Origin of the sequence: Halorubrum sp. GN11_10-6_MGM, from assembly GCF_005435165.1 — an archaeon.
Taxonomy (GTDB): domain Archaea; phylum Halobacteriota; class Halobacteria; order Halobacteriales; family Haloferacaceae; genus Halorubrum.
The window spans coordinates 70,184-88,014 of record NZ_SGUC01000011.1 but is presented as its reverse complement, the minus strand read 5'-3'; the positions used below and the strand labels follow the sequence as shown (position 1 = coordinate 88,014).

General features: G+C 67.5%; 14 protein-coding genes and 1 pseudogene. 10 read left to right on the top strand and 5 right to left on the bottom strand.

Annotation, left to right across the window (positions count from 1 at the left end; all coding sequences use genetic code 11):
* Nucleotides 1-357: pseudogene (locus EXE46_RS16810) on the top strand (hypothetical protein); the annotation flags it as partial.
* On the opposite strand, the gene EXE46_RS07780 reads toward EXE46_RS16810, so the two are convergent.
* Complete coding sequence (locus EXE46_RS07780) at nt 354-1,682, bottom strand: ThiF family adenylyltransferase (RefSeq protein ID WP_137687855.1); 1,329 nt, start codon at nt 1,680-1,682, stop codon at nt 354-356. The pseudogene EXE46_RS16810 and the gene EXE46_RS07780 overlap by 4 nt on opposite strands.
* A gap of 112 nt (nt 1,683-1,794) precedes the next feature.
* Here EXE46_RS07780 and EXE46_RS07775 point away from each other — a divergent pair, with 112 nt between their 5' ends.
* Nucleotides 1,795-3,051: a HEAT repeat domain-containing protein gene (locus EXE46_RS07775; RefSeq protein ID WP_137687854.1), complete on the top strand. Its 1,257-nt coding sequence runs from the start codon at nt 1,795-1,797 to the stop codon at nt 3,049-3,051.
* Between the two features lie 44 nt (nt 3,052-3,095).
* On the opposite strand, the gene EXE46_RS07770 is transcribed toward EXE46_RS07775, so the two are convergent.
* The 4 genes from EXE46_RS07770 to EXE46_RS07760 all read right to left on the bottom strand — a co-directional run bounded on the left by EXE46_RS07770 (nt 3,096) and on the right by EXE46_RS07760 (nt 5,749).
* A complete protein-coding gene (locus tag EXE46_RS07770) occupies nt 3,096-3,773 on the bottom strand; it encodes a Mov34/MPN/PAD-1 family protein (protein WP_137687853.1) in 678 nt (225 codons plus the stop codon).
* Between the two features lie 2 nt (nt 3,774-3,775).
* Entirely contained in the window at nt 3,776-4,222 is a 447-nt protein-coding gene (locus tag EXE46_RS07765) for a hypothetical protein (RefSeq protein ID WP_137687852.1), read from the bottom strand.
* A gap of 23 nt (nt 4,223-4,245) precedes the next feature.
* A complete protein-coding gene (locus EXE46_RS16805) occupies nt 4,246-4,383 on the bottom strand; it encodes a hypothetical protein (RefSeq protein ID WP_158413934.1) in 138 nt (45 codons plus the stop codon).
* A gap of 1,099 nt (nt 4,384-5,482) precedes the next feature.
* Complete coding sequence (locus EXE46_RS07760; protein ID WP_137687851.1) at nt 5,483-5,749, bottom strand: hypothetical protein; 267 nt, start codon at nt 5,747-5,749, stop codon at nt 5,483-5,485.
* A 100-nt stretch (nt 5,750-5,849) separates the two neighbouring features.
* On the opposite strand from EXE46_RS07760, the gene EXE46_RS07755 reads away from it, so the two are divergent.
* The 8 genes from EXE46_RS07755 to EXE46_RS07720 all read left to right on the top strand — a co-directional run bounded on the left by EXE46_RS07755 (nt 5,850) and on the right by EXE46_RS07720 (nt 17,825).
* Nucleotides 5,850-6,473: a hypothetical protein gene (locus EXE46_RS07755; protein WP_137687850.1), complete on the top strand. Its 624-nt coding sequence runs from the start codon at nt 5,850-5,852 to the stop codon at nt 6,471-6,473.
* Between the two features lie 141 nt (nt 6,474-6,614).
* Nucleotides 6,615-7,910 carry a protein kinase gene (locus tag EXE46_RS07750; protein WP_137687849.1) on the top strand — a complete coding sequence of 432 codons (1,296 nt, stop codon included), beginning with the start codon at nt 6,615-6,617 and terminating at the stop codon, nt 7,908-7,910.
* On the top strand, nt 7,837-8,748 hold the full coding sequence (locus tag EXE46_RS07745) for a PQQ-binding-like beta-propeller repeat protein (RefSeq protein WP_158413933.1): 912 nt from the start codon (nt 7,837-7,839) through the stop codon (nt 8,746-8,748). The genes EXE46_RS07750 and EXE46_RS07745 overlap by 74 nt, the downstream gene beginning before the upstream one ends.
* Nucleotides 8,749-8,800: 52 nt before the next feature.
* Complete coding sequence (locus EXE46_RS07740; protein WP_137687847.1) at nt 8,801-10,702, top strand: hypothetical protein; 1,902 nt, start codon at nt 8,801-8,803, stop codon at nt 10,700-10,702.
* Nucleotides 10,689-11,735 (top strand): hypothetical protein, encoded by a 1,047-nt coding sequence (locus tag EXE46_RS07735; protein ID WP_137687846.1) that lies wholly within the window; start codon nt 10,689-10,691, stop codon nt 11,733-11,735. Before EXE46_RS07740 ends, EXE46_RS07735 begins: the two co-directional genes overlap by 14 nt.
* On the top strand, nt 11,732-14,566 hold the full coding sequence (locus EXE46_RS07730) for a hypothetical protein (protein WP_137687845.1): 2,835 nt from the start codon (nt 11,732-11,734) through the stop codon (nt 14,564-14,566). The genes EXE46_RS07735 and EXE46_RS07730 overlap by 4 nt, the downstream gene beginning before the upstream one ends.
* The gene (locus EXE46_RS07725; protein ID WP_137687844.1) at nt 14,563-15,171 is read left to right on the top strand and encodes a hypothetical protein; all 609 of its coding nucleotides are present in this window, start codon (nt 14,563-14,565) and stop codon (nt 15,169-15,171) included. Before EXE46_RS07730 ends, EXE46_RS07725 begins: the two co-directional genes overlap by 4 nt.
* The gene (locus tag EXE46_RS07720; protein WP_137687843.1) at nt 15,168-17,825 is read left to right on the top strand and encodes a hypothetical protein; all 2,658 of its coding nucleotides are present in this window, start codon (nt 15,168-15,170) and stop codon (nt 17,823-17,825) included. Before EXE46_RS07725 ends, EXE46_RS07720 begins: the two co-directional genes overlap by 4 nt.
* The last annotated feature ends 6 nt before the right edge of the window (nt 17,826-17,831 follow it).

Sequence of the window (17,831 nt, the reverse complement as noted above, 5' to 3'; positions counted from 1 at the left end):
CCGCCGAGCGGACCGCTCGGCGGCGGCGGAGCGCCGTCGCTGGGGGCGGGTCCGCTCGGCGGGGGTTTCGGTACGATCGTCGGCCTCCTCTGGTGGGCCCTCAAGGCGATGGTCGCGGTTGCCGTCCTGTTCTTCGGCGGGGCCTTCGTCCTCGGGTTCGTTTCGGAGTTGGTCGGCGGTGACGGGGGCGGCGGCTCGTCGTCGACCTCCGGCGGCTCGCGAACCTCGGGGTCGAGAACGCGTTCGACCAAGCCCTCGAAGAACTCGGACTCCGGTGAGCGACCCCGGCCGGGGATCGGGGACGGGACCGAGTACGAAGTCGACGAGTACGGACAGCTGGTGGAACGAGAGGACTAGTCGCGTCCGCCCGGACGGGGGTCCTCGTCGACTGCGGTGACGCCGTCGAGAACGGTCTCGGCGCCCCGCTCGTCGTCGACGCTGAGGGTCCCCGTCCCGCCGCAGGTGTAGCAGTCTTCGCGGTAAGAGACGGTCGCGAACCGCGACTGGAGCGGCCGATCGAATATGTATTCGGCTTCGTTCCCCCAGAAGCACACGTCCCGATCGAGCGCTCGGTCCCCGTCCCCGATCCCGCCCGAGAGCATCGCCAGCGCGTACCGCGTCTGGATCAGCGAGACGAATCCGACGTCGACGCTGAGGCCGGGCTCGGGACCGGGCTGGTCGTCCGGGTCGCGGCCGTAGTCGGCTTCGCCCGACACGCGCTCGTCCCGGGCCATGTCGTCGGAGATGTCGCCGAGAACGCAGTCGTAACAGGGCGTCTCTCCGGGTACCACGCGGATCACGTCGCCGCCCATCGCCCCCGCGTACACGCCGCCGTAGACCGCAGGGACGTCGGCCGCGAGGCATTCGCGATTGACGACCAGCTTCGAGGGGTCGGTGTCGGTACACACCGCGACGAGGTCGGAGCCGGCGATCCGGTCGGCCAGCGCACCCGGCCGCTCCGTCACGTCGACGGCGGCGGTCTCGATCGACGCGAGGGGGTTCGTCTCGCGGATCCGGTCGGCGACGGCGTCCAGTTTCGACCGACCGAGGTCATCGACGCCGCACTCGTGGCGGACGACGTTGTGGATCTCCAGGCGATCGGGGTCGATCAGCGTGAAGTTCCCGACCCCCGACTTCGCGAGTTCGACCGCGACCGTCGATCCGACCGTTCCGAGCCCCACGATCGTCACGTGTCTGTCCGCCAGCGCGTCCGTGTCGACCAACCCGTCGATCCGCTTGCGCGCGTCGCGCTCGGCGTGAACGATCGCGACGCCGTCGCCCCCTTCCGTCGGTGGCCCGTCGGTTCCGTCGAGAACGACGCGCCACGTCGTTCCGTCGACGTCGACGGTCTCTCCGGTCCGCTCTCCGTCCTCCGGAACGGGAGCGATCCGCACCGTCGGTTCCCCGTCGGACGGCCCTGTCGCGTCCGGTCCGTCGCCCACGGCGACCGACCCGGCCGCCGCGAGCGTCGCGTCCGGCGGCGTGAACGCGGACCGGTGGTCGGCCGACCCGTCGCCGTCGTCCGGGGCGCCCGCCGGACGGAGGTCCCGTAGCCCCCACACTTGGATGACCGACTCCTCCGGCCGCTCGGTGCCGACGAGGGTCGCGGTGGCGACGCCGTCGACGGCCGCGGCGCGGTCGACGGCCGCGGCGACGACGTCGCGCGGAATCGTGACGAACATGGAGCGTCACTCTCCCCGGGATCTCTTAACAGTTGTCCGTCACGTCCGGTGCGGCGCGGGCGTTCGAACGCGGACCGGATTTATGTTACCACACGAGTAAGTCGACCCCATCATGGGCGCGAACGACCCGAACGACGTTCCGGTCGCGGCGGTGTTACGCGAGGCCGAGCGCGACCTCCACGCCGCGATTCGATACAAGACGACGCTGGAGCGGCTCCTCTCGGGCGGGGCGGCCGAACACCGCGAGCGGGCGGCGTTGGCGCTCGCGCGGGTCTCGACGGAGTATCCCGAGGAGGTCCACGGCGCGCTCGGAACGGCCGTGGACGCGATCGCGGACGACCGGCGATCGGTCCGCGGAAACGCGTCGGCGTTGGTCGCGATGGTCGCCAAGACGTACCCGGACGATGTCGCTCGTCACTCCGACTCGCTCGTCGAGGCGCTCAGCGACCCGCATCACACGGTGGTGAAAAACGCCGTCGAAGCTCTCGCGTACACGACGCGGTCCGCCCCGCAAGGCGCGCTCGACGGACGGGACCGGCTCGCGGCGCTGCTCGAATCCACCGACAGCGAGGTCCGCCGCCACGCCGCGATCGCGGTCTACAACCTCGCCGACGCGTACCCGGACCGCGTCGACCGAACCGTCGACCGGCTCGCGACGCGGCTGTCGACCGACACGGACGAGGTTACTAGGATCGCCGCCGCGGGAGCGCTCTCTGCGATCGCGCGCGAAGAACCCGGTGCTATCACCCCGTTCGTCGACGATCTCGAGGCCATCCTCCGCACGGAAACCGACTCGCGGGTTCGGGGGAACGTCATCGCGATCCTCGCGGAGCTAGCGGAGCGCGATCCGGCGGCGATCGCACCGCTCACGGAGACTCTCACTCGGTCCCTCTCGTCGTCCGAGCACACGACGCTCGTGAACGCGACGGACGTGCTCGGGTGTCTCGCCCGCAGCGATCCCGATCTGATCCGGGAGGCGGACGCGGTGCCCAGTCTCCGCGACCTGTGGGACCGGACTGACAGCCGCGAGGTCCGCGAAAACGTCTCGGCGATCGTCGAGGCGGTGTCCGACCAGCCAGCGGATGCGGAGCGAGACCGCCGGTCCGCCGCCCCCGCGGATCTCCCGGGCGCCATGGTCGAGGAGGCGCTCCGGATCGCTGGCGAGTCGACGAGGCAGGTGATCCTCGACATCGAGACGTTCATCAACGGCCGATCGGAGCAGAACCAGACCACCGTCGAGGTGATGGACTCGGCCGTCGGCGACCTTGACGTCCGGGGGCGCGAGGAGGCCAAACGAGAGCCGTCGGACGTCCGACGCCGCGAGGAGGCCAAACGAGAGCCGTCGGACGTCCGACGCCGCGACGGGTGACCGCCGGACGCGGAGCGAACCGCACGGCCGCTCGGCCGGGAGCGTCAGCGGCGGCGGAAAAAGCGATCGAGCGCGTCGCTGAACCGTGAGATGCGGTCTTCCCTAGTCTCCCGAGGGTCGTCGGCGTCCGGCGTGTTCGGGTCCGACTCGGCGTCTCGCAGGTCCTTGGCGCCCTCCCAGTCCGGTTCCGTGACGCCCTCTCCGCGGCGGAGCTCGGACTCGTACTCCTTGACCCCGTCGACGAACTCCACGTCGACGCGACGCCATTCGCGCGTCTGATCCATATAAAACGGGTTGAGCTTCACGACGCCGTCGACGTACGTCGTGACGATCGCGACGATCTCGTCGACGGTCTCGGGATCGCGGACGAACTCGCGCATCTGCGCGACGTCGCCGTCGGACAAGCGGTTCATCTCGCCCGGGTGTTTGTGCCACGTCCCGATCCAGACGACGTCGTACTCGGTCCGGTAGTCGTCAAGGATCGACTGCGCGTGGTCCACGTCGGGTGAGAACTCCGCTCTGCGGTGTTCGGCGTTCGGTCCCGGCCGCGTCGCGGCAACACAGAACAGCCGCTCGTCGTCCAACCGCCTCCCGATGAGCACGCCGCCGGTCTCGCTTTCGTCCGCTCGGTCGGCCGCCGTTTCGCTTCGGATCGTGTCCAGCTCGGGCCGGGGGACGATCACGGTAGGGTCCTCGACGACGGAATCGCGCGTCCCCGACATGATTAGTCCGCTTCGGGGCCCGGCCACTCGTTTCCGGCACGCCAGTGTTCGAACGCGTTTATCCACGCGCCGACCAGCCCGACCATCGTCGCCATCGTCGAGTTTCGCTGCCACGTGCCGTCCGTCTGCTCGAACACGCACAGCCGCCCGTTCCTGTAGGCGTGCGGGGGGTTGTACTCGCGGATGTCCGGCTCCACGATGAACGGTTCCGGCGGCTCGTACGGGTACGACTGCGGATAGAATACCTTGACGTCGTAGCGGTTGTAGTCGTTCGACCGGAGGGTCCCGCGCCAGTACAGCTGGTCGTCGACGGTGTACAGCGAGAACTGCGGGAACTTCTCGTTCATCACGTGCTCCTCCTGTTTGAGTCGCTCGCGATCCCGCTCGTACCACTGTCTCCCGTGCCACCGCTGCGGCTTGATCGTGGTCCCCGGATCCGTGTCGCTCATTGGTGTGTCCGCTTCAGTCCGGGTTACGCCCACCGCGTGGGTTTCATTTTCACGCCCTTCTCGGAGTCGTCGACGTTTTCCGCGGGCGTGATGTTGCCCTTGTCGTCGACGTGGACCTCCTCGCCCTCCTCCATCGCGTCGATCGGGTCGAGTGCCACCATACGGAGACGTGCGGACAGCCGTTACTTGAACATTTGTACTTTCCTCCTCCGTGACACGATTCGGACACGGTCGCCGCCCGCCCGCGGATTCCGTCACCCCGGTGAAGCGGTCGAGTGACTCCCGAGAAACGACCTCATCAGGGAGGTGGCGAGGTCGGAATCGCTGGCCACGCAGACCCAGTACAACCACCAAGAGCGGACGGTGGTTCCTCTCACTTCGACACGTCGAAGCTCTCAGTCCCGATTTGAGTCCTCCTCATCGACGATTTCACCGTACCTGTTGACCGCCACTTCTGTCGGTCGACTGCTCTCCTGTCGGTCGCGCGACGGCTTTTTACTATCCTGACCTTTTTTCGACCCGTCCGTTTTTCGGCGTTTGACCCCCGCGTTCATGCCAGAAATCTCTCGTTCGAGGCTCTGTTGAAATCCTATTGTTCAGACATAAGATCGTGTGAAACAGCCGGTCAATAAGAAATGTTATCGACTGTCGGAAGTCCTACCAGTCTCAGATGATGTTCGGGGCACCGTTCAAGATGTAGGGCGCAAATTGAGCAGACAGCATTAGCTGGCGAATGTTTTTTGAACTGCGGCGCTCCATTCAAACATAGAATAGTGCGTGAGTCTAATTGGTGGTATGGCGTTGCGGTCGTTCCAATTCTCACAGCAGTCGTGTGGATTGCCCATCGAGGAGCCGAAGCAGGATTCCCGCTCCTCTCAGTCATTACTGGTATCGGGCTGGTGTTTGTCGGTGGATTGTTGGTGCCGCTATTTTCGGTGAGTCTGATTATGGACGTTCGTGCGTTGAATCAGAGCGAGAACGGTTGGAATCCCTCTAAGCCGCTATATTATTTCATTGCGGCTATTCACGTATTCGGATTCGTTACCCCATTAATCTACGTTGCTACGTTATGTGGAGCGACCGCATACCTCACGCAACGCCACAAAAACGTCGGCTCGCTCTGAAAATCTCTACAGGGGTAAGATTCGATGTCTTACTCGAATATATTGTGCGGCCACCTTGTTGGATTTCTTTATCCTCATTCTCTGTATTGAGCGATCTGTGCCTCATCTGTCCTGAGCGATTATGGGTGTAAAACTATCAACTGCTGAGGATTTCAACAGAGCCTCGTTCGATCAAATCGATTGAGTCGTCAACGGTCGCTCGGGCGTTCATTCCATTCAGTCCGAGAGAGACCGTTCCGTGTCCACTCAGGTCAGCGGAGGCGTTCATTCCGTCTACCTCGACGTTGATGTGTTCTCCATCGGGAACAACAGCGGACACCGCTGCTTCCATCCCGTTCACGAAGATGTCATCGGAGACCACGCCCAACTCTGCGGACTGATTCATTCCGTCCACGGTGTACATTTTTGATGAACGGGGGGCCGGAGACATATCAAAGTTACAGCGGCAGCGAACTACCGCAGTGCTGGCAAAGCGTTAACCGATCACGCCCGGAGAAGGAGATATGCAGGAGTGTCACGCCTGTCGTGCGGCTGCGACTGCGGAGTGTTCGGCCTGCGGGCGGCCCGTCTGTGAGAGCCACGCGGCGGTCGTCGACCACGACTGCGACCCGCGCGAGTCCGCGCCCCGGAAGAACGACCGGACGAGTGTCGAGATCGACAACTCCAGCGAGACGAACGTCCGGATCGATAACTCTCAGATCGGATCGGTTCGGGTGAACGGCTCCGGTCCGACGGACGACGACGCGGTCGCTGACGATTCCGACGTCGACGTCGATCGGCTTTCGGACCTGATCGACCTCAAGGCGCGGATGGACGAGGGTTCGTCGGGCGAACCCGACGAGGGGAGACGGTCGACCGCGGCCGTGAAGGCGCTCGAACAGGCCTCGGAACTGAAAGCCGCCGCCACCGACCCGTCGACCGAGCGGGAAGACCTGACCGCCCGTATCGACCGGCTCGTGGGCCTGATCGACCGAATCGACGACGTGAGCGGACAGGAACTGCGCGACGTCGCCGACGTGGAGGCCGCGTTGGGCGACATGCGGACCAGTCGACTCTCCGAGGCCGAGCGTCGGCGCCTCCGGAACGCGGTCGAGGCGCTGGAGGACGAGCTACACGTCGCGGTCTGACCACCGGGTGCCCGAGTCGTCCGGGTCCGCCGTCCGCGAGTCGCGTGCTGTCCGACCCGTCGGGGGTTCGAGTCCCGACGGAGCGTGCCGGGGACCGCAGGCCCGAGGGACTATGTGGATCGCGTTCGCAGGGTCGGACAGATGTCGTCCGACGAGGTAGACCTCTCCGAGCGCGTCCCGGCCGTTCCGGCGGTCGACGCGTTCGCGGCCCCGGATCTCCCGCCGTTCGGCGAGGACCAGTTGGCGTACGACCGGAACGAGCCCCCGCTGTCACAGCGGGACGGGATCGAGATACGTCGGGCGACGGTGCGCGGACACGGGATCACGACCGCGCTCAAGCAGGTGTCCCAGCAGCAGACCGCGGGTGCGCAGGCCCGCGAGCGCGTCGCCGCTGAGGCCGAGCGGACGCTCGTGATCGACCGCCACCCCCACGTGGTGACGGTCCTCGACTGGAGCCGACAGCCGTGGCCGTGGTACGCGATGGAGTTCTTAGACGCCGGATCGCTGGCCGAGCGCAGAGACGAGCTGGACGTCACCCACCGGCTCTGGACCGCGTACGCGCTCGCTGACGCCGTCGCACACGCGCACGGTCGAGGTGTGGGACACTACGACATCACGCCCGAGAACGTCCGGTTCGCGTCCACCCCCGAGGGGACGTGGGACGCGCCGAAGCTCATCGACTGGGCGGGAACCCCGGAGGGTGGCGTCCGCCGCCACGACGCTCGGACGATCACCCCGAAGTACGCGTCGCCGGAGATGCGGTCTCCCGCTGATCGCGACGGGATCGGGGTCGACTCGGACGTGTACCAGCTCGGTGTCGTGGTCTACGAGCTGTTAACGGGCCACCTCCCCGAGCGCGGCGACGGGCGACCCGCTCGACCGAGCCGGAGCCCGGGCGTGCCGGCCGCGGTCGACGAACCGCTTCGGGGAGCCCTCGCGCGTGACCCCCGAAACCGGACGTACCTCCGACCCTTTCGCGACGCCCTCCGGGACGCGTTCCTTGCCGCGGCCGACGGCGACGACGAGGCGGGCAGATCCGCCGCCCGACCGAGTACCCGCGGCAGGCGGGGCGTCGATCGAGCCGAGTCCCCGACGGGCGTCGACGCCGCGGACCGTCCTCGCGAGGGCGGGACCGACGCCGCGGCGCGCGCTGGAGCGGCGTCGATCGGTTCCGAGCGCGATACCCGGGAACCGGTGACGGAGACGACCGATCTTGACCCCCCCCACCGGCCCGGATGCGTGGCCGATGTACCGCGGCGGGTTGGCTCGGACCGGAACGTGTGCGAGGACTGCCGGACCGACGGACGGGGTGCGGACGCGGTGGCAGTCCGCGTCCGGCGTGGACGTCGCGTCGTCGCCGGCGGTGGTCGACGGAACGGTGTTCGTCGGCGGCAACGACGGCTCGTTGCGCGCCCTGCGCGCCGACACCGGGGCTGAGCTGTGGCGCTACCGGACGGACTCCCGGATCCGGTCCTCTCCGGCCGTCGCCGGGGACGTCGTGGTCGTCGGCGGCACCGACCAGTCGGTACACGCCGTCGACGCGGACACCGGTGACCCCCGGTGGACCTACGACACGGGGTTCTGGGTGCTGTCGTCCCCGGCGGTGGCGGACGGAACGGTGTACGTCGGCAGCGACGACTTCTCCGTGTACGCGCTCGACGGCGTCGACGGCCGGCTGCTGTGGGAGTTCAGAGCCGACGGCGAGGCGTCGGCCTCGTCGCCGGCGGTGGTCGATGACACGGTGTACGTCGCGTGCGACGACGGGAACGTCTACGCGCTCGACGCGAACACGGGCGCCGAAAGGTGGCGCTTCGAGACCGATTTCGTGATACACACCACCCCCGCCGTCGCCGACGGGCGAGTCTACGTCGGCGGCTCGCAGAATCGGCTGTACGCCCTCGACGCGGCCGACGGCTCCGTGCGGTGGACCTTCGACACCGAGGGCGACGTCCACGCGTCGCCGGCCGTCACCGGGGACGCCGTCTTGTTCGGTTCGGACGACGGCCACGTGTACGCCGCAGACCGGGCTACGGGTGAGGAGCGCTGGCGGTTCCCCGCGAACGACTGGGTCCGATCGTCGCCAGCAGTGGCCGGAGAGACGGCGTACGTCGGAGCGGACACGGGAAGCGTGTACGCGCTCGACGTCTCCGACGGCCGTCCGCGCTGGCGCCACCGCGTCGGCGACCGCGTCTCCGCCTCGCCGGCGGTGGTCGACGGGACGGTGTACGTCGGATCGGACACCGGCGTTCACGCGCTCGACTCCGGAGGGGAGTGACCCGTTCGTGTACACCGGGTGATATAAGTGAGCTCGGCTGACAGAAGCCATCGTGTCAGACAATGGCAACCGGTCGGTGCCTCACGATACCGTCGACCCCCCGGACGGCGGTCTCGTCAGGACCGACGGCGGGACGGTTCCCACCGCGGACTCGCTCGTGTACTCGCGGAGCCTGCGGCGGATCGTCGAGGCGGAACGGGAGACCGCGCGGTCGGAGACCGCCGACCGCAGCGAGTTGATACAGGCTGTTCGGTCGTTTCTCTCCGCGCCCCATACGGGCGCGGTGTATCGGTCCGGACTGCGAGCGACGGCGCAGCTGATCGTTCGCGGCGGATTCTCGGCGTCCGAGTTGGGCGACGTGACCGTCGACCGGGACCCGGAGTCCGACCTGATCGCGTGGCTGCTGGCGAACAACGCCGGGACAGACCCCGAACTGTCTTCGGCGGCGTTCGCCTTCTGCCGGCGACGCGACGAGTGGTTTCGGATCCTCGAAACCGCGGTCCGGCGCGACGGCGCGTCGGTGGCGCTCAGTGATGACCGGCTCGTCGAGCTCCTCGCTGACGAGCGGACGGAGATCCCTATCGAACGCCGGCTTCGGCTGCTCCTCGACCGAGACCTTCGAGACCCCGCGAGCGAGTTGCTCGCTGCGCGAATAGAGTCGTCCGTCGACTCCCGCGAGTCCGTCGAGACCATCCGGATCGCCGAGGAGTTGGGCTTCCACGATGCCGTCACGACGCTGGTCGGAACCGGCCTTCGCAGGTGGCGGCGAGGGGACGACGTCGACGAGCTCGTCGGCCTCACGGAGTTGGGTCGCCGAGAGGGGTTGTACGACGAGGTGCTGTGTGCGGTTGAACGGTGGAGCCGCGGCGCCGACGAGTGGACGATCCCGGCTGCCCATCGTCCCCTGCTCGCGGCGACCGTCGACTCGCTCATCCATCGCGAGGGGGCCGGCGCTTCCGACGCGCTGATATTCTACCGACGACACCTCTATCCGGCCGACTCGCTGGACGGAATCGGCCCGGACCTGTACGAAGTCGCCGACGAGTTCGGCGACGCGTCGGTCGCCGAAGACGTCCTCGACGCGTACGGCCCCGTCGACGCGACCGCCGACATCTCGGACCCACGCGACGCGGTCATGGCCGCTCGGGCGGCCGAGCGGCGCGACCGGTGGGACGACGCGTACGACCTCTGGACCCGAGTCATCGAGACGGATCCGACGGTCGATCGCTTCCGACGGGCGATAGAGAACCGGCTGCGCGTGCTGGCGGTCGAGGAGGCCACGGATCTGATCGACAGGCTCGAAGCGTTCGACGACGATGCGGCCGTCGCCGACAGCTACCGCGTCCGCCTCGCGGACGCGCGAAACGCACACCGTCGGGTCGTGGACATCCTCGCGGACACGGACGGACCATTCGAGCTCCCGGAACCCCACTACTCGGCCGTGACGACGGCGTACGTGAAGGCCCTCGCCGAAACGGGACAGTGGAACCGGCTACGTTCGTTCCTCGCCGACGCGGACCGCGTCGACGGCGACTCCGAGCGGTTCTACCGGACGATCGCGGAGCTGATGCAGTTCGCAAACGACGCGGCCGACGCCGTCGACGGCGTCGAGGCGGCCGACGCGACCGAGCGGCTGCTCACCTCGCCGCTGACGCCCGCCCAACTAGAGCTGGTGATGAACTTGGGAGTCGCGGGCCGCGTCGCCGACGAGATCCGCGCGTCGTACCCGGCCGCGACCGGCCGGCTCGACGTCATCGAGGGGCTCGTCGAAATCCTCGTGTCGTTACACGCAGAGCGGCTGATCGACGCGCTCGACGACCGCGGCGTCTCGACGGCTGAGTACGAAGAGATGCTCGCGGACATCGACCTTCGTCGTGGGGGGCGGCAGTTGCTATCGACGCTGAACAGAGAAGCGAGGGCGGAAGGACTCTCCCTTACCAATGATCACAACTGACACCACCATCATCACGTTGGCTATCGTCGCTGGAACAGTCGCGATCGGCGCGGTCGGCTACTGGTCGCGACAGCAGGAACAGGCGCAGCTGGACTCCCTCCAACAGGAGGTGAGCGAGTCACTCGACGACACTGCTGATCGGATCGAAACGTCGGTCGACACCGCGGTCACCGAACAGGTCGAGACGCTGGAACAGTCCCAGCGCGAACTCAACGAGATCGGAGACCAGTTCGAAGCCACGTTCGAGGAGATGGACGAGGCGGTGACCGGCTTCTCGTCGGCGATCCAAACGGTCGACGACTTCGACGGACTGAGACAGTGGGGAGACACCCTAGAAGACGCCGCCGAACCGGTCGAACGCATCGCGGCCAACGTCGAGGCGTGGCAACAGGAGCAACAGCAGCTGCTCTCGGAGACGACCGAGGTTCTCTCGGAGTGGGCCGCTCAACACCGGCGCGTCGAGGAGGTGTACGAGGAGTCGATGGAGGGGCTCCAGGAGTGGCAGACCGAGCACACCATGACGCAGCGCGAGAACTCGGAGGCGCTGAAATCGCGGCTCGAACAGCTCTCGGAACACTCCGAGGCGATGCGTCGCACCGTGAGCGAGTTGGACGACGTCATCCAGCGCGAGGCCGAGACCCGCGAGATGTTGGCGGAGAACGTCCCCGAGACGCTGGCGGGGCTCGAGGAGGTGAGCGAGACGCTCTCCGATCTCAACCGTCGGCAAACGGAGACGATCCAGACGCTGGAGGGGATCGCAGAACCGATGAACGAGGCGGCGTCCACCTTCGAACGCGAGTCGGGCGAAGTCCTCGAACAGATCCGCGAGCAGGCCGACCGCAACTCCTCGATACAGGACGACGTGGCATCGACGATCGAGCAGTCGAACGGAGAGCTCCGGTCGAGCGTCACCGAGCTCCAGCGCTCGATCGACGAGCTACAGGAGGCCCAGACGGCCGAGTGGGTCGAGTACGCGAAGCTCGCGCTCTTGGCGGGCGTGCTCGTCGGAGTCCTCGTTCCCTCGTTCATATGACTTCGGACCGTACGCTCACGCCGGAGGGACTCGAACGGTTCCTCGCCGGGCGGACGGACGAGGAGGCGGAGGCGGCGCTGTCGGAGACATTCGAGCCGGACGAACTCGATCCGCGCCATCTGCTGGCGGTCGCGACGACGACCGAGGGCGGTATCGACGGTCTGCCCGGCGAGATGGACTGGGAGACGTTCCTCGAGTCGTTCGAGCGCTTGGACGACGACGAGGAACTACGCGTCCTCGTCCGCCTCGTTAGACACCTCGGGTCCCGGACGAACGCGGGTATCGAATCGGAGGCGGGCGTGAAGGCGATCGGCGATCGCGCCTACGAGCTACGCCACGAACACCCCCACGTGTTCATCTCGTTTCTCCACGAGATACACAGCCTGCTCCGTAGAGACACGTCTTCGGAGGCCGTGGCGGCCGCCGAAGAGCAGTTCCGACGCGTCACCGAGGCGGACGACCGGATCTCTAACGATCGGATCGAGGCGTTTCGCGAAGAGGACATCAGGAGACGGCTCGTCGATCCGACGCTCGGTACCCAGCCCCGCGTCTCGTTGCTGGAGACGCTCGCCGAGGAGTCGATCACCGAGATCCCGACGGAGCTGGTCGTCGACGTTCTGTACCCCCTCCGCAACCACTACGACGCCGACGTCGAACGGGCGGCCCTCGAGGCGCTCGGGACGTGGGCGCGGGAGTTCGACTCCCACCAGTCGCCCGAGGACGCAGTCGAGCGGTTAGAGTCGTACCTCGCCGGCGAAGCCGACGAATTGCCCTCGCTGCTGGTCGCCGAACTCGTCGTCGTCGGATACGTCGGGCCCGCGGTCGTCGACTGGCTGGTCGACCTGACGAGAGTCGAGCAGCGACAGCCGGTGATCGAGACGGCCTTCGAGACGCTCCGGGCGATCGGGGGGCTCCGCGGTCACGCGGAGCAGCTGTGCGAGTTTCTCCTCGAACACGAACACGATGCCGACGCGGTACACGCCGGTATCGACGTGCTCGGTGAGATTCTCGTCGGGCTCACTCCCCACCAACACACGGAGACGCCCGCGCAAGACGATCACATGCGACACGTCTTCTTCTCCGACGACGAGCTGGCCGTCGACGAGACGATCCGCGAGACGCTTCAGACGATCGTCGACGGCGCCGGCACGACCTTCGACCCGGAGGTCAGCGCACACGCCGCCCGGGTGTGGCTGTCGGTCAGACCCCCGGAGATTCACGAGGCCCTCTGGGATATCGACCCCGACGCGGTCGGTTCCGACCCGGTCGTCGAGTCGAAGATCGAAGCGGCGGTCGACCACCGGCTCGTCGAGTTCACGGACGCCATCGAGCGTCTGTGGGAGTCCGGTGAGCCCGACCCCGACCGACTGGAGCCGCTCGTTTCGGCTCTCGACGAGCTGGAGAGCAACGAGATCGTCCGCGTGCTCCTCGGTCCGGCGTTCGACCACCAGTACGAGTCCGTCCGCGAACGCGCGAGGGAAGCGCTCGTCGAGAGCGGCTACGAGGCGGAGGTCGTCCGCGAAGCGCGACGTCGGACGGTGCTCGACCGGATCGAAACCCGGTACGACACCATGTCGGACGCGACCGACACCGACCGCGAGATTCGCGACCGCACGGGCGCTCGGCTGTCGGGGGAGGGCGACCGGAAGCGCGCGCGAGTCGAGTCTGCGCGCGCGACGGCACGGAGCGTGGACACGCTCGCCTCGTTCAGAGCGGCCGGAGCGACGCGGATGCTCCGGCTCGCCCCGCTGTTCGACGAGCTACGGGAACTCGCCGCCCAGATACAAACCGTCAGGCAGGCGATCGAGGAGCTAGTCGAGGCCGTCGAACGGGAGCGCGCGACGGCCGAGGAGATCCGAGACGACATCCGACGCACGGAAGACCGGATCGAGTCGGCCGAACGCGACCTCGAGGCGGCGAAGGACCGCAAACGCGACCTCGAGGACCGGGCGCGGGAGCTCGACAACGAGATAATCCCGGAGCTGGGAAGTCGGATCGACGACGGCTACGACAGGCTACGCGAGCTCGAGAACCACAAGGAACCGAGCAAGTTCCAGTACGAGGACGCAGACCGCTACGAGTCCGACATGCGGGAGTGGAAGAGCGCGGTCCGTTCGCTCAAGTCCGACATCGAATCCCTCGAAAGCGAGAGAAACGAGGCCCGAAACGAGCGCTCGGAGATACGAAACACCCACCTACCGGACGTCAGAACCGAGATCTCGAACTTGGAAACCGACATCGACGGACTGTACGAGGAGTGGGACGCGCTGAAGGCGAAGCTGGAGGACTCGATGGGGCGCATCGACGACTACAGCGACAGATACGAGTCGCTCCTCGGAGACCTCCGCGACCTGCGGCGGGAGTACGAGCGGGTAGAGCAGTCCGTCGATGAGATCGTCTCGGACCTCCGCGGGGTCGTTCGCGAGAAGACGAGCCGCCACGCGGACCTCGACGAGCAGGCCCGCGACGCCCGGTCGCGAGCGTCCGATCTCCGTGACCGACTCGAGACGCTCGACGAGCGGCAGACGAACGCTCGAGACCGCCGCGAGCAGATCGGCGATCGGGTCAAACGGCTCACCGACCGCCTCTCGGAGGACCACGACGACCTCGCCGACGCCGGCGAACGTACCAACGAGGAGACGCCCGCTGCGGACGCGGAGGCGTACGACCGCGCGACCGAGGCGGCGGACGAACAGTACCGACGCAACGTCGAGCGCTGGCGGCTCGACAGCATACTCAGGCGGTCGGTCGAGTCGGAGGCGGTCGAGGAGGAGGCGCCGGAGATCGCAAAGCAGGCTCACAGGCGAATCGAGGCGGGTGAGCGGTCGTGAAACGCCGACAGAGCGTCTTCAGCGACGCCGAGGAAAACGTCTCTCGGTGGGAGTCGCTGTTGAACGATATCAAGGGCCTGTTCTCGGAGGCCGACCGACTCGAAGGTGACATCGATCGGACGAGCGAGGAGATCGACGACGCTTGGGACGACACCTCCGGGGAGATATCCCGGGTCGACCGCGAGGTCGAGAGGAGCGTCGCCGGTCAGGTGAGCGACCGGCAGGCCGATTCGGAGTTCGACCGGAGCGGCGCCGCCGATCCGCCGGAAGCGGTCCCGGACGTCGACCCGGTCCACGGCGACCCGGACCTCCCGAGCGACGCCGACTACGAGATCCCCGAGCCGATCACCGAGGCGGAGATTCGCGGCGAACTCGACGGGATCGAGGAGTCGGAGCCGGTCACCCGCGAACGCGCCACGCCGTTCACCGAACTGGAGTGGTTCGAACTCCACTCCGCTCAGTACCCGATCGGCGAGGAGCTGTTTGCGCCCGACCCGGCCCGGCACCTCGCGGACGAGACCGACGCCGAGGGCGACGCCCGCGTCGCCGAGCGGGACGCCGAGCGAGGCCGCGACCGGGACACCGGTCGCGAGGAGGAATCGTGAGCCTCGACGACGGCGGATCCGGGGTCGACCACGCCGCGCTCAGGCGGCTGACCGCGGGCCGCGGTGCCCCCGATCAGCGAGCCGCGGACGCGACGGCCCTCGGCGAGGACGGGAACGGATCGCGGCGCGTCGTTCGCGCGCTGGTCCAAGCGCTGTGGGACGACGAGGCGGTCGTCCGCGACGCGGCCGAGTCGGCGCTCGAACGACAGTTTCGATCGACGGACGAAGCGGGCCGTCGGACGCTGGTGAACGTCCTGTTCGTCACGCTGGCCGGCGACGCCGATCCGCCGCGGGCGGTCACCTCGTTTCTCTTCCGGCTAGTCGGCTGGGTCAGGAACAACCGGGCGACCGAGCCGGACCTCTTCGCGACCGTGTTGACGGAGGCCGAGCGCGCCCGCGAGGGCGGGAGCTACTCCCAGCCGGTAAGCCGTGCGCTCAAACAACTGTACAGCGCGGGGACGAACGACGAGTCCCGGTCGACGGAACTCCTCGGATCGTTCAACCGGCGACGGGCACTGGACCAGCTCCGCTCGGAGACCGCCCCGCCCGGCGAGGTCGAGTACGCCCTCCGCCTTCTCGGCGACAGACCGGTCGGAGACGCGAACCTAGAGGTGCTGTTGTACCACCTCCTCCCCCTCCGGATCGCTCACGACTACCAGGTGATGAACAAGGCCGTCGGAAACCTCAAGCAGTGGTCCCGCGAACTACCCCAGTCGGACCGGTTCGAACTGTCGAACGCGGTCGAGGAGGTCCGCGCGTTCCGACGCGGCGACCGCGAGGCGCTACCCGGCCGGCTCCGAAACGAAATCGCGCTGAGCGAGGTCGGCGTCGACGTCCTCGTCGCGGAGCTCGACCGCCTGCGCGACCTCGCACAGTACGAGCGGATCGTCGCGCCGATTCTCGACACGCTGTCCGGCGTCTACGGGGTCCGCGAACACGCCGGCGCGATCACGACTATCGCCGCCGAGGACGACGGCCGCCGCCGGAGCCGCGCTATCGACGTCCTCACGGAGGTTCTCACGGGACTGGACGCGGAAATCGATCACAACCGCGACCGGATTCGCGCCAGCTACGACGACGGCACCGCCGAGGCGGACGACCGGATCCGAGAGCTGTTCGCCGAGCTCGCGAACGACTCGACGCTCCCGGAAGCGGACCTCCGTCGAGTCGTTCGCGAGCTCGTCCGGTCCCGACCACAGGACGCGACCGACCGTATCGCGGAGTTGATCTCCGGCCGGCCGGCCGACGACCCCGTCGTCGAGACAGTCCTCGACACGGTCGCCACTGAGTCGATACTCGACGGGGCGGCACCGATCGTGAGCCTGTTCGAGCGGCTCGCGGACGAGGACCCGGAGGGGGCGCTTCGGGCCGCCGAGACGCTCAAGTCTCTCGGTCACGACGAGGCCCGCCGAACCCTCGAACGCGCGATGTCGGAGCGGGCAGACCGCGTCGCCCAGGGCGCGCGCGAGGCGCTGGTCACGGGGGGGTTCTACGAGCGCGTCCGCGCTATCGAGACGCGCTCGCGCTCGACGGAGCTGGCCGCGAGAAGCGAGTCCGCGGAAGCCGACCGCGTCGACGCGGAGGCGGACCGACGGAAGGCGCGTTCCGAGTACAAACAGCTCGAGGGACGGCTCCGCGAGGAGGTGTTCGAGGCCGACCAAGCGCTTCGACGCGGCTTCGCGGACGTGATCGAAGAGCGGATCGATTCGCTCGACACGCTCGTCGAACTCCACGTCGCCGACCGGCGCGTCGAGCGGCTCCTCAGACAAGCGCGTTCGCAACACGGCGAACTGGGAGGGTACGTCGGCCGGATCGTGTTAGATGAAGACGTCCGAGAGGGGATCAGAGAGGAGTTCGAGACGATCGAGCACGATCTGACGTACCTGGAACGCCTCACCGCCGGCGACGGCGACAGAGCGGCCGAACTCGACGAGCGACTGGCCGATCTCGACGCCGGGAGCCGAGTGGAGTCCGACGTTGACTCCTCCGACGACGGACACAGGGCGGCGTTGCTCGAACGCGAGCGGGAGTCGCTGCGCCGGCTCAGAGACCGGTACCGGGCGGCCGCCGCCGAGCGGTCAGACCGCCTCTCCGAACTCCGGTCAGCGTTCGAGCGAGAACGCCAGCGGTTCGACGCCGCGAGCGTCGACGACGTCGTGGCGGTCACGAGCGTCCAAGACGCGATCGACGCCGTCGAGCGCCGCTCCTCGGAGGTGGAGTCGCTGGTCCGGCGCCGCGAGCGCGAGTGGGAGCGCGTCACGGCCGCGGTCGAGCGGCGTGACGAGTCCGTCTCCGAGGCGTTGGCGTCGCTCGAGGAGACGGCCGGGGAGTTAGAGGAGGCCCAGCGTCGAATCGACGATCTCACCCGCGAGATCTCCGACGAGCGACTCGATCAACAGCACAGTTCTCAGCGCAGCAGAGATGAGAAGGAGACGTACGGAGAGATCGAACCGCGCGCTCGCGGCGACGCCAGACACCGTCACGAGGTGGCCACCGACCGCGCGTCCTTTTACGAACACCGACAGGTGTACGAGGCGTTTATCCGCCGGTACTACGAGACGCAACTGGACGTGGTCCGCGACCGCGACTTCCGGGACCGACACGCGGACCGGCTGGCACGGATACGAGAAGAGCTATCAGACCACATGGAGTGACCACAG